Here is a 24,456-nt window from a genome sequence, read left to right on the forward strand (position 1 = left end):
GCTTAGTTGCAACGGCCTTTATTTATGCTGTACGGCAATTGTCGTGCCAGCCAAAAGGGAGTGGTTTTTTTGGCAAAGGAAAAGAAAAAGGTAAATGATGCGGAATTCAAAAAACTCAAGGATAATTTAAAGACCAGATTTGTGAATGCTGCTCATATCATGTGGGGGCGTGACTTGGACGACCTGTCGGAAAATGAAATATACCAGACGGTAGCGGCAGTAGCCAAGCAGGTCATTTCCGAGAATTGGATTAAGACCAACAAGGCCTATATGGAACGTGAAGAAAAGCAGATTTACTACTTTTCCATTGAGTTCCTGATGGGGCGTCTGTTAAAATCCAATCTGATTAACCTTGGTATCGAGGAGGCTATGAAAGAAGTACTTAGCGACTTCAAGCTGAATCTTGATAAGGTTTATGAGGAAGAACCGGACGCTGGCCTGGGCAACGGTGGTTTGGGCCGCCTGGCAGCCTGCTTTATTGATTCCATGGCTGCTCATCATCTGCCGGGGCATGGCTGCTCTATCCGTTATCAGTACGGTTTGTTTGAGCAGAAAATCATCAATGGCAACCAGGTAGAAATTCCTGATAACTGGCTGAAAAATGGTTTCGCCTGGGAATACCGCAAACCTGATAAGGCCATTGATGTTAAATTCTACGGCAATGCCTATATGAAGAAAATGCCGGATGGCAGCCTCAAACTGGTACATGAGAACCCCATGATAGTCATGGCCGTTCCTTATGATGTACCTATCGTTGGTTATCATAACAACACGGTAAACAACCTGCGCCTGTGGAATGCTGAAGTAAATCGTGATTTCTCCGATTACGGTTATCTCACGCAGGAACAGATTCGTCAGAAGAACGAGTACCGTTCCTTTGTCGAAAGTATCACGCGCTATCTTTATCCTGATGACAGTACCTGGGAAGGCCGCAAGATGCGCCTGATTCAGGAATACTTCATGACTTCGGCCGGTGTACAGAGTATCGTACGCCATTATGTCAAGACGGGTATGAAGATTGAAAAACTCAGCCAGAAGATTGCTATTCATATCAATGATACCCACCCGGCAGTGGCAGTGGCTGAGCTCATGCGTATTCTTATTGATGAATATGGTCTGGAATGGAGCGAAGCCTGGTCCATTACCAAGGATACCATCGCTTACACGAATCATACGATTATGCCGGAGGCTTTGGAAACCTGGTCCGCAGATATGTTCAAGGAACTGCTGCCCCGTGTTTACATGATTATCGAAGAAATCAACCGCCGTCATGTAGAGAACGTACGTAAGCGTTATCCGAAAAATGAGGATAAGGTACGGGCAATGTCCATCATTCAGGATGGCCTTGTGCATATGGCCCGTCTGGCGATTGTGGGCTGCCACAGCGTCAATGGCGTAGCACAGATTCACTCCGATATTCTGAAGGCCTCCACGTTGCATGACTTCTATGAGTATAACAACCGGATGTTCAACAACAAGACCAACGGCATCACGCACCGCCGCTGGCTGATGGGGGCTAACCCGGAACTGGCCGGCCTCATCGACAGCACGCTGGGCAGCCGCCGCTGGCACAGATATCCGGAACAGCTGGATATGCTCAATGATTATGTAAATGACAGACCGTTCCTTACTGACCTGGGCAAAATCAAGCACCTGCGCAAGGAGGCTCTGGCCCAGTACATTCTGGAACACAATCTCATAAAAGTGAACCCGGATACGATTTTTGATATTCAGGTAAAGCGTATTCATTCTTACAAGCGTCAGCTGATGAATATTCTCCATATCATGTATCAGTATCACAGTCTGAAAAACGATAAGGGCTATGATATGATTCCTACCACCTATATCTTCGGTGGCAAGGCGGCTCCGGGCTACTATATAGCTAAAGAAACCATTCGCCTGATTAACGCTGTGGCTGATAAGGTCAACAATGATAAGTCCATCAAGGACAAGATTAAAGTTGTCTTTATCGAAAACTTCGGCGTATCCATCGGTGAAATTGTCTATCCGGCTGCGGATGTCAGTGAACAGATTTCCACGGCATCTAAGGAAGCATCCGGCACGGGTAACATGAAGTTCATGATGAACGGGGCTATCACCTTGGGAACCATGGACGGTGCCAATGTTGAAATCCGTGAAGCTGTGGGCGGTGACGACCATTGCGTAATCTTCGGCCTCCGGGCAGAAGAAGTGCTGAGCTACTACATGACGGGTACATATTCTGCCTGGGATGAGTACAACAGCAATGACATGGTACGTTTGGTGGTAAATCAGCTTATCGATGGCACCTATGGCGATTTCCGGTCCCTCTATGATTATCTCATTCACGGTAATGATGAATTCTTCATCATGAAGGATTTGAGCTCTTACGCAGGAGCGCACGAGGAGATTATGCGCCGCTATAAGGACAAGCTTGGCTGGCTGAGGTCTTCGGCCATGAACATTGCCAACTCTGGCCGGTTCTCCTCTGACCGTACAATAGACGAATATGCCAACGAAATCTGGCACGTTAAGCCTGTCAGAATTTCCTAAGGAACTGTAATTGGAGTTCCAGCCAAGGGGGATTACTTTTGAAAACTTCGGATTTAACAGAGTTTGACCGTTATTTATTTCATCAGGGAACAAATTTTCATGCCTACGAGATGTTAGGCGCCCATTTTATGGAGCAGAAGGGTAAAAAAGGCATTCGCTTTGCTGTCTGGGCTCCGCATGCGAAATCTGTCAGCCTGGTTGGTGATTTTAACAACTGGGACACCAGGGTAAATACCATGCATAAAATCGGCGACGGTGAGATTTGGGTGACTTTCATCGAAGGCATGGGCGAAGGTGAGCTTTACAAGTATGCCATTGAACCGCAGTGGGGCGGCCCTCATATCATGAAGGCTGACCCATACGGGTTCTATGCGGAGAAAAAGCCGGAAACGGCCTCCCGGACCTTTGACATGAACCATTACAAATGGGGCGATGATGCCTGGAAGGTACAAAAGAGCAGGGAATCCTCTTATGAGCGGCCCATGCTCACCTATGAGGTACACTTAGGCTCCTGGCGCCGCAATCCGGACGGTGAGTATCTCACTTATCGCGAGGCTGCTGACCAGCTTATCAGTTACGTTAAGGAAATGAACTACACGCATATTGAGTTCATGCCCTTATGCGAACATCCCTTTGATGGTTCCTGGGGATATCAGGCTACAGGCTATTATGCGGTGACCAGCCGCTACGGCACGCCGGATGATTTCCGCTACCTTGTAGATACCGCGCACCAGAATGGTATAGGTATTATCATGGACTGGGTGCCGGGACATTTCTGCAAGGACGAACAGGGACTGCGTCATTTTGATGGTCAGAATCTTTATGAATCCGATAATGAGCAGCGCGCGGAAAACTGGGAATGGGGCACAACCAATTTCGACTACGGCCGTACGGAAGTGCAGAGTTTCCTGATTTCCAACGCGATGTTCTGGTTCGAGGAGTTCCATATCGATGGCCTGCGCATTGACGCAGTAGCCAATATGCTCTATCTGAACTATGGACGCAAAGACGGCGAATGGATGCCAAACAAGTATGGCGATACAGGCAATTTGGAAGCTATGGACTTCCTGCGGAAACTCAATGAGGCTATTTTCAAGTTCCATCCCCAGGCACTGATGATAGCTGAGGAATCCACGGCCTGGCCCCTTATATCCAAACCCGTCTACATGGGCGGCATGGGCTTTAACTACAAGTGGAACATGGGCTGGATGAATGATATGCTCAAGTATGTCAGCCTCGACCCCATTTACCGCAAGTGGAACCATGATAAGGTGACATTCTCCTTTATGTATGCCTTCTCGGAGAATTTTGTCCTGCCCCTGTCCCATGACGAAGTAGTTCATGGCAAGTGTTCTCTTATCAGCAAAATGCCCGGTGACTACTGGCAGAAATTTGCCGGCCTGCGCGGTTTCTTCGGTTACTGGATGGCACATCCCGGCAAGAAACTGCTCTTTATGGGCGGTGAGTTTGGCCAGTTCATTGAATGGAATTTTGATGACAGCTTAGATTGGCATTTAATCAAGGAATATGAAATGCATAGAAAAATGCGGGCATATTCCCAGGCACTTAATAAATTCTATGTGGACACCCGTGCTTTTTGGCAGGTCGATTTTGACTGGAATGGCTTTCAGTGGATTGACCCCAATGATAACAATAACAGCATTGTTTCCTTTATCCGCAAGGCAGAGGACCGCAATGATTTCGTTGTTGTCATCAGTAACTTTACGCCGGAGGTACACCATGATTATCGCATTGGCGTACCGGCCAAGGGCAGCTATGTCGAGGTCTTTAACTCCGACGAGGAATGCTTTGGCGGCAGCGGCGTAAAGAATACCGGTGAAATCATGAGTCAGGATATCCCCTGGCAAAACCGGGAACAGTCCATTACTCTGACGATTCCGCCGCTGGCGACGATTTACCTGCGTCTAAAACGTCAGGATGGCTCAGGCGTGTCTTTTCCTGAGGCTGCTGCAGATGTAGAGGCCAAGGGCTTTGAAACAGAGGCGGAAAAGACCTCGGCAGCTGTAGCAGCCAAAACGAAAAAGACGCCGGCGAAAAAGACGGCCGCTGCTAAAACAGCTAAGACAACGAAAGCGGCAGCAACTAAAAAGACAACCAAGACAACAAAAACAACAAAAACAACAAAAACGACAGCCAAAACGACGACTACCAAGACAGCAAAAACTGCTGCCAAGGCCGGCACCAAGACAACTAAGGCCGCGGCTGCAGGAACAGAGCCTAAGGTGGAAAAAAAGACAAGAGCTAAAACCACCAAGGCAGCGCCCAGAGCAAAAACTGTGGCGAAGAAAACTACGCGTAAGGCGGCAACGCCAGCCGTTGCCGAAGACGCTGCTGTTAATGCGTAAATTTAGGGCGTTTTTAAAGGTTAGGGAGGAAATCCGAAATGAAAGTTCTTTATGTAGCATCGGAAGCAGTACCTTTTGTCAAGACGGGAGGCCTGGCAGACGTAGCCGGTTCACTCCCCAAAGCACTTCTTAAGGAAGATGTTGATATTCGTGTAATCATGCCGAAATACGGTGCGATTGCCAAGGAATATATTGACAGCATGGAACACGTTTATGACGGTGAACTCGAAGTTGCCTGGCGCAGCAAGTATGTTGGCCTGGATAAAATTGTTCTGGACAATGTGACCTATTATTTTGTGGATAATCAGGAGTATTATAACCGTGAAGGTTTCTATGGTTATGATGATGACGCCGAGCGTTTCTCCTTCTTCAGCCGGGCTGTACTGAACCTCCTGCCCGCGATGGATTTCTGGCCGGATGTCATTCATACCAATGACTGGCATGCAGGTCTGGTCAATGTGTTCCTGAAACTGGAGCATATGGACGATGAACGCTACCAGAACATCAAGACGCTGTACACTATTCACAACCTCAAATATCAAGGAGTGTTCCCGAAGGATATCATGCCGGATGTACTGGGGCTCGATTGGAAGTATTTCAACAATGGCGACCTGGAGTTCTATGATGCCGTAAACTTCATGAAGGGCGGCATTATCTACGCGGATTACGTTTCTACGGTCAGCAAGACCTATGCCAAGGAAATTCAGTATGAATACTTTGGCGAGCACCTCGATGGCCTGCTGCGCAGCCGCAAGGATACGCTTTTCGGTATCGTCAACGGTATAGACTATGATGTTTATAACCCCATGACGGATAAGCACCTTTTTGAAACTTATGACGTGGACAGTCAGGACAGGAAGATGGATAATAAGTCCGCGCTGCAGAAGATGCTCGGACTGCCGGAAGGCCGCCGTACCCCGATGGTAGCCTTGGTTTCCCGTCTGGTGGCAGCTAAAGGGCTTGACCTTATCGTGCGTATGATGGACGAAATCCTCATGCATGAAGATATCCAGTTTGTGGTACTGGGTACTGGTGACAAGGAATATGAGGACTGGTTCAAAGGACTGGCTTGGCGTTATCCGCATAAGGTTTCGGCTAATATCAAGTTCTCCAATGAACTGGCACAGCGCATTTATGCCGGTGCTGATATTTTCCTCATGCCTTCCAATTACGAACCCTGTGGTATCGGTCAGATTGTGGCCATGCGCTATGGTACGATTCCTGTCGTTCGCGAAACGGGCGGCTTGAAGGATACCGTACAGCAGTTTGATAAGTACACGCAGACCGGCAACGGCTTTGTATTCAGCGACTACAATGCCCATGAAATGATGTATGCCTTGAAGAAGGCACTCAGTTCTTACGAGAACTACGCTGAGTGGAATCAGATTGTCCATAATGCGATGGCTACGGACTTCAGCTGGACAAATTCCGCTAAGGAATACAAGAAACTCTATGAGCAGCTGACAAGTAAATAAGCATATATGTATGGTCAGGGCGGCAATTATTTGCCGCCCTTAACCGCAAGCAAGGGTAAGGAGGGGTTTAATTGCTTACACGTAATGAAGTTGAGCATAACTCCCACAACGTGTATTATCGCAGCCCAATTGGGGCTGCCGAGGCAGGGAGCAAAGTGAGAATCGGGCTGCAAATCAAGACAGAGCAGCAGATAAATCAGGTCTTACTCCGACTGTGGCAGGACCAAAAAGGGGAAAAACTTTTACCGCTGACCAGTAAAGACCCACAGGAGGCAGAAGTCCGCTATTATTCGCTGGATTTGGAGATGCCGGAGAAGGGCTGTCTCCTATGGTATTATTTCATTATTTCCTGCAGCGATGGTACCTGCTATTATGGCAATAACATGGAACACTGGGGCGGACAGGGTGCTGTATATCCCAATGTGCCGCCATCATACCAGATTACCGTTTACAATAAGGGCGCCAAGACTCCAGACTGGTTCAAGCATGCTGTGATGTATCAGATTTTTCCCGACCGGTTCTACCGTCAGGGCGATAAGCTCATTGCCAAAGAAGGGGCGGTTTATCACGCCAGCTGGACGGATGATCCCTGTTATTACAAAGACCCGGATACCAAGGAAATCGTGTCCTATGATTTTTACGGCGGTAATATAGCCGGGATTATGGCCAAGCTGGATTACCTGAAAGAAATGGGTATCAGTGTTATTTACTTTAACCCGGTGTTTGAGTCAGAAAGCAATCATCACTACGATACTGGTGATTACCATAAGATAGACCCCATTTTAGGTACAAATGAAGAATTTCATGACCTGGTGGAACTGGCAAAGAAGAAAGGTATACGCATTATTCTGGACGGCGTGTTCAGCCATACCGGCAGCAACAGCCGCTACTTTAACCGCAAGGGCCAGTATGAAGGTGTAGGTGCTTTTCAGTCAGAAAAATCCCCTTATTATGAATGGTATAACTTCCGTAATTTCCCCTATGAGTACGAGTGCTGGTGGAATTTTGACACCTTGCCCAATGTGACGGAAACAACCCCGTCCTATATGGACTTTATTTTCCGTTCGCCGGACAGTGTATTGCACCACTGGCTCGATGAGGGGATTGCCGGCTGGCGTCTGGACGTTATCGATGAACTGCCGGAACCTTTTTCGCAAGGTTTCTATGCAGAATTGAAAAAGACGAACAAGGACGCGGTGATGATTGGCGAGGTCTGGGAAGATGCCTCCAACAAAATTGCCTATGGGACGCAAAGAAAGTATCTTTGTGGTCAGGAAATGGATTCGGCCATGAACTATCCCTTCCGCAAGATTTTGCTGGATTATCTGCTGGGCTATGTTAATGCGCATAATACCATGCTGCAGCTCGAAAGCCTCCGCGAAAATTATCCGCCGGAAAACTTCTACGCCATGATGAATCTTATCGGCAGCCATGATGTGCAGCGCGCAATTACCATTTTGGGCGAAACGCCTTATTACGATGGCATGCCGGCCATTGAACAGTGCCGCGCCAAACTGTCACCGGAAATGTATAAAGTGGGCAAGTCCCGTCTGAAGATGGCTGCTCTGTTCCAGATGACTTATCCTGGTGTGCCCTGTATATATTATGGTGATGAAATCGGCATGGAAGGGTTCAAGGACCCGACTAACCGCCGGCCTTACAAATGGACGGGCGGCGATGTGGAACTGCGCGATTATTACCGCAGCATCATCAAGGCACGCAATGAACATGATGCCCTGCAGACCGGTGAACTGCTGCCGCTGACGGCGGAGGGCGACGTACTGGCCTTTGCCCGCGTGGTGCGCAGCGGTCATGATGTATTTGGTGCAGACGCCGATAACGGCGCCTATATTGTCATTTTTAACCGCAGCCGCACGGAAAAACAGACGGTTACACTGGATATCAGCGACTTTGCCGATGGACAGTTCATTGATATGGTAGGCGATGCTGACCATAAGCCGGAACGGCTGACGTCTGTCCGAGGCAAACTCACGGTCAAGATGCCGCCTCTTACCGGACGTTTGCTTGAATATGAACCGCTGCCCCAGAAATACGAGCGCGGGGCAGGTGTTTTACTGCACCCGACCTGCCTGCCGTCGAAATATGGCATTGGTGACCTGGGCAAAGAGGCTTACAGATTTGTGGACTTCCTCGTGCAGGCTGGACAGAAGGTTTGGCAGATTCTGCCGCTCGGGCCTGTGGGCTTTGGCTACTCGCCCTATCAGTCGCCGTCGGCATTCGCCGGGAATCCTTTGCTCATTGATATAGAAGAATTGCTGGAAAATAAATGGCTGACGCCGTCTGATGTGCGCGTGCCCTTTACCAGCAAATCATCCTTTATCGACTTTGACCGGGTTATTGCCTTCAAGCAGAAATGTTTCAAGAAAGCCTGGACGGAGTTCCAAAAGAGCAAGGACGTGGAGATAAAAGGACAGTTCCAGGCCTTTTGTGAACAGGAGGCATATTGGCTGGATGATTACGCCCTCTTTGATGCCGCCAAGAAAGAATTTAAGAACAAGGCCTGGTTTGAGTGGCCCGAACCTATCCGCAGCCGTGAGGCCAAAGCCCTTAAGAAACTGGCTGAGCGCCTGGAAGAAAACATCGGCTATGCCAAATTTGTGCAGTTTATTTTCCATAAACAGTGGCATAAACTGCATGACTACGCTAAGGAAAAGGGCATAAAGATTATGGGTGATATGCCTATCTTTATCTCTCATGACAGCGCTGATACCTGGGCAAATCAAAAACTGTTTGATTTGAACGAGGACGGCACGGCCAAGACTGTTGCCGGTGTACCGCCTGATTACTTTAGTGCTACCGGCCAGCTTTGGGGCAATCCCCAGTATGACTGGAAGGCCATGGAAAAAGAAAACTACAGCTGGTGGAAGAAACGTTTCCAGAATCTTTCCCGGCTGGTAGACATTGTGCGCATTGACCACTTCCGGGGCTTTGAGTCCTATTGGGAAGTGGACGGCAAGGCAGAAACCGCCATCAACGGTCATTGGCGCAAGGGGCCGGGCAAGGCCTTCTTCGATATCATCAAGAAGGAAATCGGCGATATGGAAATTGTGGCTGAGGACCTGGGCATTATCACCGATGAGGTGGAGACCCTGCGCGAGGCCTGCGGTTTCCCCGGCATGAAGGTACTGCACTTCACCCTGCACTTCAATGAGCAGGGACGGCTGGGCTTTGTCGCACCGGAAAACAGTATCGTCTATACCGGCACGCACGATAACAACACTACCGTGGGCTGGTATAACAATGATATTGATGAGGCAACACGGGCGGCCGTGGCAGCCCTGCTGAATAAGCCGATTGACCGGCCACGGGATGTGGCCAAAGGCCTGCTGAGTTTTGCCCTGGCCTCTGAGGCCCGGCTGGCGATAGTGCCCATGCAGGATCTGCTGGGCATGGACGAACGGGGACGCATGAATACCCCGGGGACCGTGGGACTTAACTGGAAATGGTGCTTAAAGCCGGATTACCAGTTTGAGGTAGATGCTGCAGAACTGAAAAACTTGTGCAAGAAGTACAAACGCTGCTAAGGGCACACTGTCTTTAGGTTTATAGCGATACCAGGACGCCCGTGGGGCTGGTAATACTTTTTACGCTGCTGAGACATAATGTCAGACGCTGCCGCAAAGCATTACCAGCCCCACGGGCTTTTTTCACTTTTAATTACGATATCCTTGTGTTATAATCTTAAAAAAGCATTGTAGAGATAAAGAAACAGGAGGACGATATTTTGAGCAAGCCTGCAAATGAAATGATTTTGGTGTTGGATTTCGGCGGTCAGTACAATCAGCTGATTGCCCGTCGCGTGCGTGAAAATCACGTTTATTGTGAGGTTCACCCGCATACCATGACGCTGGACGCTATCCGGGAAATGGCACCCAAGGGCATTATTCTCACCGGCGGCCCCAACAGCGTGTATAAGGAAGATTCTGCTACCTGCAGTGAGGAACTCTTTAAGCTGGGGATTCCTGTTCTGGGCATTTGCTACGGCTCCCAGCTGATGGCGCATAAACTGGGCGGCAAGGTGGATACGGCTCCGACCAGTGAATACGGCAAGACGGAAGTTACCATCAAGGACGCTGCGTCCAAACTGTTTGCCGGCGTGGACGCCAAGACCATTTGCTGGATGAGTCATACGGATTACATCGCTGCTGCCCCGGCAGATTTTCAGGTGACAGCCTGCACGCCGGTATGTCCCGTAGCGGCCATGGAAAATGCAGCGGAAAATCTCTACGCCGTGCAGTTCCATCCGGAAGTGCTGCATACGGTGCAGGGCAAACTCATGCTCAAAAATTTCGTTTACAATGTCTGCGCCTGCAGCGGTGACTGGAAGATGGATTCCTTTGTCGAAAAGACCATTGCCGAACTCAAGGCCAAAATCGGCACGGGCAAGGCGCTTTGTGCCCTGTCCGGCGGGGTGGATTCCTCTGTGGCGGCTGTACTAATGTCCAAGGCTATCGGCAAGCAGCTCACTTGTGTGTTTGTAGACCACGGCCTGCTGCGCAAGGACGAGGGTGACCAGGTAGAGGCTGTCTTTGGCCCCAATGGTCCTTATGATGTGAACTTTATCCGCGTTAATGCTAAGGACAGATTCTACGAAAAATTAAAGGGTGTAACGGAACCCGAGGCCAAGCGCAAGATTATCGGGGAAGAATTTATCCGCGTCTTTGAGGAAGAGGCCAAGAAAATCGGCGCGGTAGATTTCCTGGTACAGGGCACGATTTATCCTGACGTAATTGAAAGCGGCCTGGGCAAATCCGCTGTGATTAAATCCCATCACAACGTGGGCGGCCTGCCGGATTTCGTAGACTTCAAGGAAATCGTGGAACCGCTGCGCCTGCTCTTTAAGGACGAAGTGCGCACCGCTGGCCGTGAATTGGGAATTCCTGAGTATCTGGTCAGCCGTCAGCCGTTCCCTGGCCCGGGACTCGGTATCCGCATTATCGGTGAAGTGACGGAAGAAAAGGTCAAAATCGTGCAGGAAGCTGACGCCATCTACCGTGAGGAAGTGGCCAAGGCTGGCGCTGACAAGAACCTGGGCCAGTATTTCGCTGCCCTGACCAACATGCGCTCCGTAGGCGTTATGGGCGATGGCCGTACCTACGATTATGCTATTGCCCTGCGTGCTGTAATGACCTCCGACTTTATGACGGCAGAAAGCGCACAGCTCCCCTGGGAGGTACTGCAGACGGTAACTACCCGTATCGTCAATGAAGTCAAAGGCGTAAATCGCGTGCTCTACGATTGCACTGGCAAACCGCCAGCAACTATTGAGTTTGAATAAACATTGGGGTTCAGGAGTACATTCTCCTGAACCTTTTTATTACAAACACATTATATTTTGATTAAAATCACCGCAAACTATTAACTTTTTATGCTATTTATGCGATAGTAGTGTTGTAGAGGTCACTGACAGTTGTGAAAGGAGGTGTGAATATGGATATAAATATTGCGGCGGCCAGCAATCTGAATTACTGGCAACAGGAGCAGAAAGCACGCAGTGACTACGACCTGCAAGCGGCAAACGGCACGTTTGGGCAGATTTTGGCTAAAGCCAAGCAGGCGGTTGTTTCTGAGACTGGGGATAGTGCAGGAACTGTGACGCTCACCAAAACACTGGCTGATGGCTCCCTGGTATTGCTCAAAATGCAGGGCAACCGGGTGATTTCTGAGGCCAGGCTGGATGGCAGTACTGTCCTGCAACAGCAGCTCGCTGGTATGGCCGCAGCGCAAATGTCCATTTAAAAGAAATTAAGGGAAAAGAAAGGCTCAGCGCTTGGAGGCGTTGAGAAGGGATTGGGAGATAATGGAATGTCGTAAAGAAAAAGCAAGGTTTTGGCATTAAGCTGAAACCTTGCTTTTTTATTTTTATATATTTAGTGAAGTAAGAGAAAGAGTAACGGGAAGATGATGAGCAAGTAAGCGGTGGTGGTAATGACAAATGAGGAAACCGCCAAATCTACATTGAGCTTATATATTTTTGACGCCAGCACAGCATTGATAGCCGTGGGACAGAAGGTCAGGATAAGCAACGTTCCCCGCAGTACCGGGTCCGTAACGATCAGATAAGCCAGCCCGATAAAAATGACAGGCGTAATGACAAAACGCAGGAAGGTCAAGGTGCGCACGTCGCGAGCGTAGCGGCGTATCTGACGGAAGTCAATGAGAAAGCCCACCGGCAGCATGGCAATCCAGGCGGCGATATGGACGAGATACTGAAACAGCTGACCGAGAATTTCCGGCCGCGTTATACCGTTGGCATTGAGGATAAGGCCGCCGGTCATACCCAACAGGCTCAGCTGATTGATGGAGAAGAACATATCCCGAAAGTTATGGCTGCCGCTGGATTTGCGGATAGCGGAAGTATGTTTCATGTAATAGTACTGAGCCAACGGAAAGACAACCACACAGAGCAGAAAGTTCTGCATGGTGCCGATGATTTGCGAGTAGGCAAAACCCTGTTCGTTATAAAGGATAAAAGCACAGACACCGCCGAGGGTTCCTAGATTGGCCAGCATGGCACTGGCGATAAAAGCACCTCTGTCCAGCAGGTTTTCAATGTGCCGGGCAAAGAGTCCATAGCCGATAGCACCGGGCAGCAATACCAGCAGCATGCCTAAAAATGGCACGAGCAGCAGGCTCCAGGATAAGGGCAGCACCCAAAAACTCAGCAGGGACAGGGTGGTATAGACACAAATAACATTAAAGCGGATAACCTTATTGATGACACTATCAGATACTAAATGACGCTGATGGAGCAGATAGCCCACCGCCAAAGGCATAATCAAATCTGTAAGCACATAGAGAATCCGCAGGGAAGCACCGTCCAAGATATCACTCCTTAAAACACCAATGAATAATGTTATCCTAGCATTTTTTTTTCGGAGTGTAAATGAAAAAAAGGACAAAATACCATTGCTTATAGAGGAAGTTAAATGATATAATAGCCCAAGATATACGAAAGGAGATTGTAATGGAACAGTTTTCAACCTTATTTTTAGAGTTTATTGCCTCTTGGGGCTATGTGGCTGTGGCTATTCTCATGGCTGCGGAAAATGCGTGTATTCCTATTCCTAGTGAGCTCATTCTCGGTTTTGCCGGTTACTTGATTTTTGCTGACCAGATGACTTTCACCGGTGCCCTGGTTGCCGGTATGGTCGGTGGTATGGCAGGTTCCATCTTCGCTTATGTGGTGGGCCATCGTGGCGGCCGTTCCTTCGTGGATAAATACGGTCATTATTTCTTTGTGAAGAAGTCCCATGTGGACATCGCCCAGAATTGGTTTGATAAATATGGCCTGAAGGCTGTGTTCTTCAGCCGTATGCTGCCGGTTGTGCGTACCTTCATTTCCCTGCCGGCTGGTTTTGCCCATGTCGACATGAAGAAGTTCCTCACGCTGACGTTCTTAGGTTCACTCCCGTGGACGGCTATGATTCTGGCCGCTGGGATGATGCTGGGCAAGAGCTGGGAAATCATGCTGAAAATCGGCCATCAGGCCAGCCTGATTTTCGTCGGCGTCTGCGCTGTGATTATCGTCGTGATGTACCTGCGTTACCGCAAACGCAAACAGGCACAGGCCAAAATGGAAATAGAATAAAGTGCTGTGAGCAAGCTGCTTGACAGTCAAAACGTCCGCTGACAAAAGTCAGCGGGCTTTTTTAGTAAAAAAATATATTTACAGCCAGCAATATTTCACTTACCACTAAACACTCTTATGACTTTTAGGGTATAAAGAGTAAGAAGAGATAAAATTTTTCCTAAGGAGGTTTTAGCATGGATAAGCGAATGGAACAGAAAAAGCTGGATAACGAAATGCTGGACACAGTTTCCGGTGGCACGCGGAAAGAGTCCAGTGAAATCGTGGCCTTGATGATGAAGCACTTTCCCGGCATATATAAAGAATGTTCTACGCTCTTTGGCGGGATTGGCAGCGATTGCGAAAAGATGCTCGCCAAGCTTGGCATAACGGCAGAAACCGGTGCTTTTGATGACAACTTGTATCGGGAAAAGACAACCGGACGGTATATCCGTCATGATGAGCTGAAGTATTGGATATCACATGGATGTAAGGATGATGCCAAACCATGGCGGAATCCGGATATAGAAGTTTAATCCTCTGCTGTATGGAATAGGGGGTAATAATATGGACAAGCTGATAAAGCAAATGACAGACGCTGAGCTGGAACAGGTTTCCGGCGGCAATGATGATGAGACCCGCGAGATATTGACCTGGATGTGGATTTGCGGCACCCATAAGAAAGAGCCAATGGATATCTCGGATGTAAACTGCTGGCCGCATGTGCCACAGGCTTTTGTCGAAAAGGCTATCATGGCAGCAACCGGCAGTAAAAGTGCCACAGCCCGCTGCTATTATACCGGCATACGGAATCAGAACGGATCGCCTGGTACCCATAATACATACTCTTATATCGATAGCAACGGCAAAACAGTAAATCTGTCCCATAAGGATGTCATGAAGATGGTTAAGCAGTATTATCCGGCTACGTAGCTATGTGGGAAGGAAGGCAGCGATCATGAAAAAGACAGAGGAACAAAAGCTCAATATAGAAGAACTGGAAATGGTGAGCGGCGGAAGAAACAATCAATTGGGTGACATAGAATTCATAAAAGCGCTTTTGAACAGAGGTTTCAAGAATGATATATATGATGGGTCAAGGACCATGCATAGGGTGTTTGCAGCAGCCGGAATAACGGTAAAAGGGGATAATTTAATCGATGAATCTGAATATATCTATAAAGGTAAGAAAATTAAACGCTGCGATGCCTTGATTTTGGTAGCACGGTATGTGGGCAAACCAAATTTCAATATTAAGCCATATCTCTAAGGGCTGGGGAAGAATTATGATTTGTTTAAACTAAAAAGGCGCTGTGATGAATCACAGTGCCTTTTGTTGTACGTTTCAAATAGGATAAACATTCCTCATTACCCCATAGGCCAGCAGGCATATAAGCACCATTAGGAGCAGGGCTTTATGTGCTTGGCGTTGTTTTGCTGTCTGCATTAGCAGGCCGGTTTGGTCCTGGATTATCAGCCAGATAATGACCGGGGCGAGTACGAATAGTGCCCGGTTGGCGGCGAAGGCGCTTGGTATATCGCCTGCGCTAAGGCTGAGAATCATAGTGGTAATGCCGCAGCCGGGGCAATAATAGCCGGTCAGATAATGGAAGGGGCACGGCAGGGAAAGTCCTGTGAACTTAACCCACAGAAAATAAGCAATGCCCAGCAGCAGACAGCATACAGGCATTTTCATTTTGTTAAGCAACTGCACCGGTGTCGTTTTCATCGAAATCGATGATATCGTTGATACTGCTCTGGATAAGGGCATAGGAAACAAGAGCCAGCATGAAGAATGTCAGTATCAGATACAAGAGGCCGGCATTGTTGTCCACACGCATACCGCGTTGTTCTTTGGCCTCGGCAAGGCTTTCGCCCATTTTGTACATCCAGTAAAAAGAGTAGATGCCGCAGGTTATCAGGCTGTAGAGAATCACCATGCCGCCGGAGGCCGTGGTCTGTCGTCCGGTTACTTCGTGGACATCATTGGTTATGGTGTACATCCAGTAAATAGCATAGATACCGCAGGTAACAAGGGATAAGACGATAGCTAATCCCACACTTCTTTTTTGCATAAAAATTCCTCCCCAGATAATATAGGATAATAACATGATATAAGTTCGCGGCAAGAGGGGGATTTTCCTTCACAAGAGCATTATTTATACAAAAAAGGCTGTTGCTAAGCAACAGCCTGTATTTTTTAATGGCAGGGGTAGCTGGACTCGAACCAACGCATGCGGGATTCAGAGACCCGTGCCTTACCAACTTGGCGATACCCCTGTGTGACTAACCGTCAACGAAAATATATTATACGGGGAGTTTTAACTCTTGTCAATAGCTTTTTAAAAATTATTTAAAACTGGCAGCGCGTTCCCAACGTGCGTAGCTTTGCCGGCGCTTTTGTGCGGCTTGCAGGCCACGGAAACTTTGCCATTGCTCATAGAGCAGGAAAGCGGACAGCAGGAAGGCTGACAGGTCAGCTGCCGGTACGGCCAGCCAGACGCCGCTGAACCCGATGATTTTAGGCAGCAGCAGTAAAAAGATTACAATGCCTAACAGGTTGCGGGCAAACGAGGCCAGCGCAGAGGTTTTGCCGTCGGCAATGGCGGTGAAAAAGCCGGAGGTAAAGAGATTAAAGCCGGAGAGCAAAAAGCTGAACGCAAAGAGTAAAAAGCCGTTGACCGTAATGGCATACACAGCACCGCCGTCCGGCAGGAAAAGGCTGATAAGCGGTTCGGCCAAAAGCCGGGAGCCGATAAAGGCTGTAAGGGAGAAAACGGCAATGCCGAACAGGGCCAGCCGCAGCAGGCGCAGAAGTTCACGGTAGTTCTTCGCACCAAACTGGTAGGAAAAGATGGGGGCAATGCCGTTGCTGAAACCTACCAATACGGAGGTCAGGAGCATTTCTGCATAAAGGATAACGGAAATCGCGGCCACGCCATCTTCGCCGGCCCAGGCAAAAGTAATTACATTAAAAAGGAATGTTGTCAGGCCGACAGACAGTTCCGTTACCAGTTCGGAGGAACCATTGTACATGGCCTGTGCAAGGGCGCGCCATTCGAGGACCGGCTTTACTAAGTGCAGCAGACGGCTACGGCAGGTAAAATAGTGCAGGCCGATAAGGGCGGCCGCGGTGGCGCCTAAGCCAGTACCCAGGGCGGCACCCGTAATGCCCAAGCCCCACTTGGCCATAAACAGGTAATCGAGGCAGGCATTCAGGAGGCCGGAAACTACGGATACCATAAAGCCTTGAATGGGACGGCCGTCAGCGATGAAACTGGCATTAAATATCATCATCAAGGCAGCTGCCGGAAAGAACGGGAGCAGGGTGACGATGTAGCGTATGCAGTCATCATAGAGTGCCGGACTGGCGCCGAGCAGTGAAAGCAGCGAATCTTTAAACAGCCAAAGGACAATGGCCAGCAAGGTGCTTAATATCACGCTGCTGATGGTGATAAGACTGAATCGTCTGCTGGCAAGCTCGCGATTACCCTCGCCCAGAGTTTTGGCAACCAGTGCCGAACCGCCGGCGGCGAGCATAATGGCCAGCCCCAATACGAGATTGAACGCCGGGTAGACGATATTGGAGGCTGCAAGTGCGTCACTGCCAACGAAACGGCCGATAAATATGCCATCGGTGACGGTGTAGAGTGAAATCACAATCATCATTCCGATGGAGGGGGCCGCAAACATCAGCAGTGACCACATACTGTGGTGATAAGCCAGGGGATTATGAGTTTTTTTTGTCATAAAAATGTTCCTTTCTGATAATGAATTATTCTTGAATCCTAAAATTTTCTCGTGTATATTAAGCATAAAGGATACAGTAACTGTAATGTCAAGGGGGAGTTTTGATGGCACGGCACATGACTTTCCATGTCGGAGAATTTGCCAAAATGACCGGGGTGAATAAGCGCACACTGCATTATTATGACGCCGAGGGGATATTTTGTCCGGATTCCGTGGAGCCCAATGGCTATCGGAGCTATTCGTCCCGTCAGTTCTATCCCTTCTATATGGTAAGAATGTTTCGGGATATGGGGCTGGACCTGGCGGAAATTAAAGAATACATGCAGGGACGTACACCGGAAAAACTGGCTGCTCTCCTGGCCGGGCAGGAGGCATGGCTGAAACAGGAAATCAAAAAACTGCGGCGTATGGAGCAGATTGTGGCCAATCAGCGGCATGTGCTGGCGCAGGCTAAAAATGTCCGGCTGGATAAAGTCGAGGTGTTGGAACTGCCGGAGCAGCGGCTGGTATTGTCAGCCAATCTGCGGCATTTATTTGAGCAGGAAAACTGGGAGAAGGTGGAGGCTGAATTTGCCACGCATATGCGTGAGGTCATTGATGGTGAAATGCTGATCGGCTACACCTTTGGTGCTATGGTGGCACGCCGGGACTTTATGGAGCCAGGCCGGGAACAAACGGTGAGCTTTTTCTATGTTCCTACGGACAAAAACTGGCGTGGCCTGCCCAAGGAACACCGCTGCCTGCGGCCGGCTGGCCGGTATGTGGTTACATATTTTTCCGGTGATTATATGAACACGACGCCGTCTTATGTAAGGCTGCGCAGCTTTATGGCCGAGCAGGGGCTGAGCCCCGGAGAATTTTCTTATGAGGAAAGTCTGATTGAAGATATGAGTACGGCTGATTCACAGGAGTTCATCACGCGTGTAGCCATTCCGATACAGCAGGCTTAGTTTTACAGAGGCAGGCAAGGCCGGGCTGATAGAGGATTTTTGATTTATTTTTTTTTCAATAAATGATATACTTTAAGTAATTGTAATTGATTGGCAGGGGGCGGTTTTATGTCCAAAGGCAGGTTTTTATCCATACTTTTAGTGTTGGTTATTTTAGCTTGTGGGACGCTGGCGTACGGCTATCAGGCCGAACGGACTCCGGAGTATGCACTGCAGGAGATTATGACCGGCGTAGTAAAACGTGACCAGCCCCGAGTGGAAAAGTATGTGGATATGGATCGGCTTTTGGCCAGTACCTACGATGAAAGCACGGCCATTCTGGTAAGAGATATTGAAAAATTGCATAGACTTTATCCGCAGGACTGGTTTTTTCGTCATGACAGCGCTTTCATGCAAAAATACATAGCCGACAGGCGCGATAATGACTTGAAGTTTATCAAGGAAAGCTTTACTTACTTCTGGGACGAGAAAAAACTGCCTGTGGGCAAAACTCAGGGTGAGGCTAAGTGGATAGCCGGCGAGGCCGAAATTTTCCAGCGTGATTACAGTGCCAGACTGGGCGAGGTAGTAAAAGACGGGAATAAGGCTGTGGCCATCGTTTACATTAAGGGCAGTGATACCACTTATGGCCGTCTGGTGCCGGAACTGACCTTGAAGGCGGCGCTGGAGCAGCAATCTGATGGTCACTGGCAGGTGGTAGGCCTCTCTAATGTGGAAGAGGTGTTTTATCCCGTGGTTAAGGGAATAGAAGATTATTGGACTTTGCAGGGCTGGCAGTAATTTTAAGTGTTTTTTAAAAAAAGCCTGTTATAGTGGAGCTGAAGGAGGAAGTGACATGGGGGACTTTACGTTTACAGTGAGCAAGACCTGTCCGATTTGCGGTGAAGCCACGCGGGTAGTGAAAACCAAGTCGAAACTGAGCGTAGTGAAAACAGATGAAGATTTCTGCGTCCACTACAAGGACTTCAATCCTTATCTGTATAAGATTTGGTTCTGCGAGCACTGCGGCTATGCTGCTGATGAAAAGACCTTCCTGGGCTCCATGCCTGTGACGCATAAACGCAAAATCAAGGAGTTTCTTGACCAGAAGAAACTTGGCCTCGAGTTTGTGGAAGAGCGTGGCGTTCCTGATGCGGTAGCGGCCTTTAAACTGGCTATTTTCTACGCAGAAATGCTGGAACAGCCACTGGCCAAAAGAGCCGGCATGTACCTCGAACTGGCGTGGATATACCGCTATTCTGAGGAACAGGAAAAAGAGCAGGAAATGATGGAAAAGGCTGCGGAGTTCTATGACAGGTCCCTAATGACAGAACGCTATCCGATAGGCGGCATGACAGATGATACGGCCCTTTACCTGGTGGGGGCCATTTATACGCGCCTGCAGAATTACGAAAAGGCAACCCAGTATCTTTCCCGTCTGATAGGTGACCAAGGCCTGCGTGAACGGGATATACAGCTTTATAAACGTACCAGGGATTTGTGGCAGACAATCCGGGAGTTAAAACCGGAGTGAGGAGGTAAAATAATTGGTTATTGATTTACCGGCAAATTGGCAGGAACAACTGCGTAATATAGACTGGGCCGCAGTCAAGGAAAAGGTCGCTGACTATGGCCCGGCCTTGACGGTGGTAAAGGAAACATGGAATCGAGAAACCCTGGCCGAAATCAGCCAGGGTAATCTCTTTGTCACCGATGAAATGATGAATGAGGCTATTGCTAAAAATATCAAGGCTGATGGCCCTGCTAAATCTGTGGTGTTAAAATCACATGAAAATGGACGGCTGGATATCTGTGTGGATACGGCCAAAATCGGTAAAGTGGAATTGTCAGGGCAGGTCAAGGAATTTGTTCATGAAGGTGATAAATCCTATATGGTATATCGCGTCCGCGAGCGTAATATCCCCAATCACGGCCTGATGTCCTGGATTTTTTCGCGGGTGTCCTTAGGCATGGCTCAGCGTATGGTGGGCAAGGTGGATATTTCCGAGGACCTGCCGATAAAAATCAAAGGCAATACGGTGACTGTTGATTATAGTAAGGCCTTGGCCGAATCAGATTTTGGCAAGACAGAGTTCCGTGGTCACCGCATGCTGGATATGATTGAGATTCAGGGAGCTACAGTGAAGGAAGGCGGCATTATGTTTAAAACAAAACTTAATGTGCCGGACGATGTGAAAGAGGCTTTAAAGGCTTTAGTTGTAAAACAGGAAGGAAAAGGAAAGGCGTGATTTTTTGAACAAGCGGATAGTGGTGCTTGTTACAGTTTTAGTGACGATTTTTGCAGCCATGCCCCAGACCTGGGCACGGCCGAAAGAGGCGCAGCCGCCGAAAATTATCTTTATCCCACATGATAACAGGCCGATTTCTGACAAGCAGACTAAGGAAGTAGTGGAAAAGCTGGGGTATAATGTAGTGGTACCGCCGGACGAAATACTGGGCAACCGGGAGGACTGGGGGCATCCTGATAAGCTGTGGTCATGGCTCAAGGAAAACTCCCTAGACGCACAGGCAGCAGTAATATCCTCGGATTCGATGATTTACGGCAGTCTGGTGGGTTCGCGCAAACATAACTACAGCAAGGCTGAGGTTATCGAACGGGTGAACCGTTTTTCGCAGTTCCATAAGACAAATCCGAAACTGCCGTTGTATGTGTTCAGCTCGATAATGAGAACGCCGCGAAGCGCGGAGGCCTCCGGCTATGAAGAACCGCCTTATTACCGCAAGTATGGTTCAGATATTTTCCGTTACACCGTATTGCAGGACAAACAGGAAGTCGAAGGCCTGAGCCGGCGGGAAACCAAGGAAAAGGCCTTTTTGGAAGAACTTATCCCGAAAAATAATTTACAGGATTGGCTGGGACGGCGTGAAAAGAATTATGCCGTCAATGAAGCACTTATAAATTTAACCAGACAGAGTGTCTTTGATTATCTGGCTTTAGGCCGTGATGATAATGCGCCTTACTCGCGCACGCACTTAGAGAGCCGTCATTTAGCCAAAGCCGGCAAAGATTTGGGCAAAAATGAGTTCCAGGCCATGGCCGGCATTGATGAAATTGCCATTCTGCTGCTGGCCAGGGCGGTTAATACCATGCGTCATGAGGTGCCGTATGTGTACACCCGTTACAACTGGGGACGCGGCGGCAATACCGTGCCGGCGTATTCCGATGAAAAAATCAGTGAATCCATAAATTCGGCTATTATTGCGGCCGGTGGAACGCCGATAACGACACCGCAGCGGGCGGATTTTGTACTGATGGTTAATACCAATCCGAACGGCAAGACGTATGAGGCCGGTTCCCGGGCTAACGATGGGAGCGAGAGGGAAGGCTCAAAATATTTTGCCGACCTGGTCAGTGAACATCTGAGCGCCGGTTATCCGGTCGGAATTGCCGATATTGCTTATGCCAATGGTGCTGACAATGCCCTTATGGATGAGCTGAAAAAACGGGGACTGTTGTTCAAAATAAGAGCGTATTCCGGCTGGAATACGCCGACTAACAGCACGGGGTTTGCCGTCGGTGAAGGCGTATTGGTACGTCACATGAAAGACGCGGACGTAGATGAACTGCTCCTGACACGCTATCTGGACGACTGGGCTTATCAGGCTAATGTCCGCAACACCATAGCCCGTCAGCTGACCTGGCTGCGCGGTGATGGCGTATACGGCCGTCTGGGCGATAAGCGGCAGGCGGTAGCAGAGCGTACGACCAGAATGATGACCAGATTTGTCGGTGAAAACTTCCCACCGTTCAAAAGTCTGGAAGAAATAAATGTCGCTTTACCGTGGAACAGAATGTTCGAGGCCGATGTGCAGCGCAATCCGCGCCGGGAGATAAAATTTTTTAGTAAAAGTGAATAAATGAGTAAGAAAGGGACTTTTCACAAAGGTGAAGGTCCCTTTTGTAATGCGTGAAAAACAATGGAAATAGGAAGAATTTATATGTCTATCAATGTGACTAATGATAAAAAGTAATAAATTGTGTGAAAAATACAAATTTCCTATTGCAATTATAAATAAACGTGCTATTATGATAGTCATGAAAGCAAAGTGCTTTTTTTCACAAGCTTAAGTTAAAAAATTCACGAATGGTAATGTGTTTTGATTGGGAGGGCTTTTCATGGCAGACAAGAAACCACGAATTGTAATTGTAGGAGCTGGTTTTGGCGGTGTGAAGTTGGCAAAGTTGTTTAGCAAAGATGATGTGGAAGTCACTTTGGTAGACCGGCATAATTTCCATTTGTTCCAGCCGTTGTTGTACCAGGTATCTACAGCTGTTTTGTCTACAGATGAAATTGCTTATCCGATTCGTACGTTCTTCCGCAAGGCACGCAATGTGGAGTTCTTCATGGCTAAAGCTCAGGGCGTGGACCAGGCTCGTCAGGTGCTGCTGACTAATCATGGGGAAATTCCCTACGATTATCTGATTCTCGCCGCTGGTGCAACGACGAACTTCTTCGGCATGCAGGAAGTCGAAGAACATTCCTTTGGCATGAAAACCTTGCAGGAGGCCGTCCATATCCGCAACCACGTTTTACACATGTTTGAACGTGCCAATAAATCCCAGGACGAAGCAGAACGCCGCAAGATGTTGAGCTTTGTTATCGTGGGCGGCGGCCCGACCGGTATCGAGGAGGCCGGAGCTATTTCGGAACTGGTAGGGATTCAGAAAAAGGAATTCCATAATCTCAATTTTGATGAAGTATCCATAAAGCTCATTGAGGCAACGCCGAATGTCCTGCCGATGATGCCGCAGAATCTCCGTGAGCATACGGTAGATGTACTCAGAAAAAAAGGCGTAGACGTTATGCTCAATACGCAGGTAGTGGGTTATGACGGTCAGGTTATTAAATTGAAGGATGGCGGCGAAATCCCGACACGGACGCTTATTTGGGCCGCCGGTGTTAAGGCTGTACCGTTTATCGCTGAATGCGGCGGTGAAGTGGACAGAGCCGGTCGCATTATTGTCAATGAAAAACTGCAGGTGAATGGCAGTGAAAATGTCTTTGCCATCGGTGACTGTGCGAACTTCTGCCATGGTACGGAACGCCCGCTGCCGACGGTGGCACCGGTAGCTACGCAGGAGGCAAAGGTGGCGCATGACAATATCATGCGGCTCATCAAGGGGGACAAGAACCTCGAAACTTTCCACTATAAGGACCTGGGAGCTATGGCAACGATTGGCCGTGGCCAGGCTGTAGTGGCCAAGACCAGCATGAACCCGGAAATGACGGGCTTTATCGCTTGGTGCGCCTGGATGTTTGTTCACCTTATTCGTCTGGCAGGCACGCATACCAATATTACTGTAGCCATTAAATGGACCTGGAATTTGCTGTCAGGTACGCGTCTGGGACGTATTATCACCAATATAAAACTCTAAATGTAAAATACCATAAAGGGGAGCTGATAGTGCTCCCCTTTATTTTTTAAAATAAATTTAAAAATAGTATTGACAGGCACGCCGGAGTCGTGTAATATAATACAAGTCGCTGACAGACACGGCAGACAAAAACCCGACAAACCCTGAAAGGGAAAGAAGTTGTGAACGGCCGCAAAGCTTTGAAAATTTTCTAAAAAAGATGTTGACAAGCTAAGCTGAATGCGATAAGATAAGTGAGTCGCTTGAAACGACAGGCGATAAACAGATTGTTCTTTGAAAACTAAACAATGCAAATAATCATGCAACATGATTAAAGCCAGATGTTTGAGAAACTTTTAGTTTCTTATTAAAACATCGATTGGTATGAACAACATAGCAATCGGCAATTTCTTTAATAGATAATTGAGAGCTTGAT

At 48.5% G+C, this 24,456-nt stretch carries 20 protein-coding genes and 1 tRNA gene; 16 read left to right on the top strand and 5 right to left on the bottom strand.

Annotated features, from left to right (window positions below; all coding sequences use genetic code 11):
* Positions 1-24: 24 nt before the first annotated feature.
* The 6 genes from DL94_RS0109380 (at position 25) to DL94_RS0109405 (ending at position 12,133) form a co-directional block, all read left to right on the top strand.
* The gene (locus DL94_RS0109380; RefSeq protein WP_037371675.1) at positions 25-2,532 is read left to right on the top strand and encodes a glycogen/starch/alpha-glucan phosphorylase; all 2,508 of its coding nucleotides are present in this window, start codon (positions 25-27) and stop codon (positions 2,530-2,532) included.
* A gap of 38 nt (positions 2,533-2,570) precedes the next feature.
* On the top strand, positions 2,571-4,898 hold the full coding sequence (gene glgB / locus DL94_RS14635) for a 1,4-alpha-glucan branching protein GlgB (protein ID WP_037371678.1): 2,328 nt from the start codon (positions 2,571-2,573) through the stop codon (positions 4,896-4,898).
* 38 nt (positions 4,899-4,936) lie between these two features.
* Complete coding sequence (glgA, locus tag DL94_RS0109390) at positions 4,937-6,373, top strand: glycogen synthase GlgA (RefSeq protein WP_028129937.1); 1,437 nt, start codon at positions 4,937-4,939, stop codon at positions 6,371-6,373.
* Between the two features lie 71 nt (positions 6,374-6,444).
* On the top strand, positions 6,445-9,918 hold the full coding sequence (gene malQ / locus DL94_RS0109395; RefSeq protein WP_028129938.1) for a 4-alpha-glucanotransferase: 3,474 nt from the start codon (positions 6,445-6,447) through the stop codon (positions 9,916-9,918).
* A 221-nt stretch (positions 9,919-10,139) separates the two neighbouring features.
* Positions 10,140-11,672 (top strand): glutamine-hydrolyzing GMP synthase, encoded by a 1,533-nt coding sequence (guaA, locus tag DL94_RS0109400; protein WP_072023112.1) that lies wholly within the window; start codon positions 10,140-10,142, stop codon positions 11,670-11,672.
* Positions 11,673-11,824: 152 nt separating this feature from the next.
* Complete coding sequence (locus DL94_RS0109405) at positions 11,825-12,133, top strand: hypothetical protein (protein ID WP_028129940.1); 309 nt, start codon at positions 11,825-11,827, stop codon at positions 12,131-12,133.
* 131 nt (positions 12,134-12,264) lie between these two features.
* Here the strand turns inward: DL94_RS0109405 and DL94_RS0109410 are convergent, their stop codons facing one another.
* Entirely contained in the window at positions 12,265-13,218 is a 954-nt protein-coding gene (locus tag DL94_RS0109410) for an AEC family transporter (protein ID WP_028129941.1), read from the bottom strand.
* 143 nt (positions 13,219-13,361) lie between these two features.
* Here DL94_RS0109410 and DL94_RS0109415 point away from each other — a divergent pair, with 143 nt between their 5' ends.
* The 4 genes from DL94_RS0109415 (at position 13,362) to DL94_RS0109430 (ending at position 15,234) form a co-directional block, all read left to right on the top strand.
* The gene (locus DL94_RS0109415) at positions 13,362-13,985 is read left to right on the top strand and encodes a DedA family protein (protein ID WP_028129942.1); all 624 of its coding nucleotides are present in this window, start codon (positions 13,362-13,364) and stop codon (positions 13,983-13,985) included.
* A 176-nt stretch (positions 13,986-14,161) separates the two neighbouring features.
* On the top strand, positions 14,162-14,500 hold the full coding sequence (locus tag DL94_RS0109420; RefSeq protein WP_028129943.1) for a hypothetical protein: 339 nt from the start codon (positions 14,162-14,164) through the stop codon (positions 14,498-14,500).
* A gap of 31 nt (positions 14,501-14,531) precedes the next feature.
* A complete protein-coding gene (locus tag DL94_RS0109425; protein ID WP_028129944.1) occupies positions 14,532-14,897 on the top strand; it encodes a bacteriocin in 366 nt (121 codons plus the stop codon).
* Positions 14,898-14,922: 25 nt separating this feature from the next.
* Positions 14,923-15,234 carry a hypothetical protein gene (locus tag DL94_RS0109430; protein WP_028129945.1) on the top strand — a complete coding sequence of 104 codons (312 nt, stop codon included), beginning with the start codon at positions 14,923-14,925 and terminating at the stop codon, positions 15,232-15,234.
* A gap of 75 nt (positions 15,235-15,309) precedes the next feature.
* Here DL94_RS0109430 and DL94_RS0109435 read toward each other — a convergent pair whose 3' ends face one another.
* The 4 genes from DL94_RS0109435 to DL94_RS0109450 all read right to left on the bottom strand — a co-directional run bounded on the left by DL94_RS0109435 (position 15,310) and on the right by DL94_RS0109450 (position 17,714).
* The gene (locus DL94_RS0109435; RefSeq protein WP_028129946.1) at positions 15,310-15,660 is read right to left on the bottom strand and encodes a DUF2752 domain-containing protein; all 351 of its coding nucleotides are present in this window, start codon (positions 15,658-15,660) and stop codon (positions 15,310-15,312) included.
* 4 nt (positions 15,661-15,664) lie between these two features.
* Positions 15,665-16,039, bottom strand: coding sequence for a DUF4234 domain-containing protein (locus tag DL94_RS0109440; protein WP_028129947.1), 375 nt, complete (start codon positions 16,037-16,039; stop codon positions 15,665-15,667).
* Positions 16,040-16,168: 129 nt separating this feature from the next.
* Positions 16,169-16,244 (bottom strand) — tRNA-Gln (locus tag DL94_RS0109445).
* A 69-nt stretch (positions 16,245-16,313) separates the two neighbouring features.
* On the bottom strand, positions 16,314-17,714 hold the full coding sequence (locus DL94_RS0109450) for an MATE family efflux transporter (RefSeq protein ID WP_028129948.1): 1,401 nt from the start codon (positions 17,712-17,714) through the stop codon (positions 16,314-16,316).
* A 104-nt stretch (positions 17,715-17,818) separates the two neighbouring features.
* Here DL94_RS0109450 and DL94_RS0109455 point away from each other — a divergent pair, with 104 nt between their 5' ends.
* The 6 genes from DL94_RS0109455 to DL94_RS0109480 all read left to right on the top strand — a co-directional run bounded on the left by DL94_RS0109455 (position 17,819) and on the right by DL94_RS0109480 (position 24,041).
* Positions 17,819-18,664 (top strand): MerR family transcriptional regulator, encoded by an 846-nt coding sequence (locus DL94_RS0109455; protein ID WP_028129949.1) that lies wholly within the window; start codon positions 17,819-17,821, stop codon positions 18,662-18,664.
* A gap of 108 nt (positions 18,665-18,772) precedes the next feature.
* The gene (locus DL94_RS0109460) at positions 18,773-19,444 is read left to right on the top strand and encodes a hypothetical protein (RefSeq protein ID WP_028129950.1); all 672 of its coding nucleotides are present in this window, start codon (positions 18,773-18,775) and stop codon (positions 19,442-19,444) included.
* A gap of 55 nt (positions 19,445-19,499) precedes the next feature.
* Positions 19,500-20,177 carry a DUF2225 domain-containing protein gene (locus tag DL94_RS0109465; protein ID WP_028129951.1) on the top strand — a complete coding sequence of 226 codons (678 nt, stop codon included), beginning with the start codon at positions 19,500-19,502 and terminating at the stop codon, positions 20,175-20,177.
* Positions 20,178-20,190: 13 nt separating this feature from the next.
* Entirely contained in the window at positions 20,191-20,892 is a 702-nt protein-coding gene (locus DL94_RS0109470) for a hypothetical protein (RefSeq protein WP_028129952.1), read from the top strand.
* A gap of 58 nt (positions 20,893-20,950) precedes the next feature.
* Complete coding sequence (locus DL94_RS0109475; protein ID WP_081798796.1) at positions 20,951-22,522, top strand: DUF4127 family protein; 1,572 nt, start codon at positions 20,951-20,953, stop codon at positions 22,520-22,522.
* Positions 22,523-22,781: 259 nt separating this feature from the next.
* Entirely contained in the window at positions 22,782-24,041 is a 1,260-nt protein-coding gene (locus DL94_RS0109480; protein ID WP_028129954.1) for an NAD(P)/FAD-dependent oxidoreductase, read from the top strand.
* Positions 24,042-24,456 lie beyond the last annotated feature (415 nt).

It is taken from the genome of Selenomonas sp. AE3005 (assembly GCF_000686945.1).
Classification (GTDB): domain Bacteria; phylum Bacillota; class Negativicutes; order Selenomonadales; family Selenomonadaceae; genus Selenomonas_A.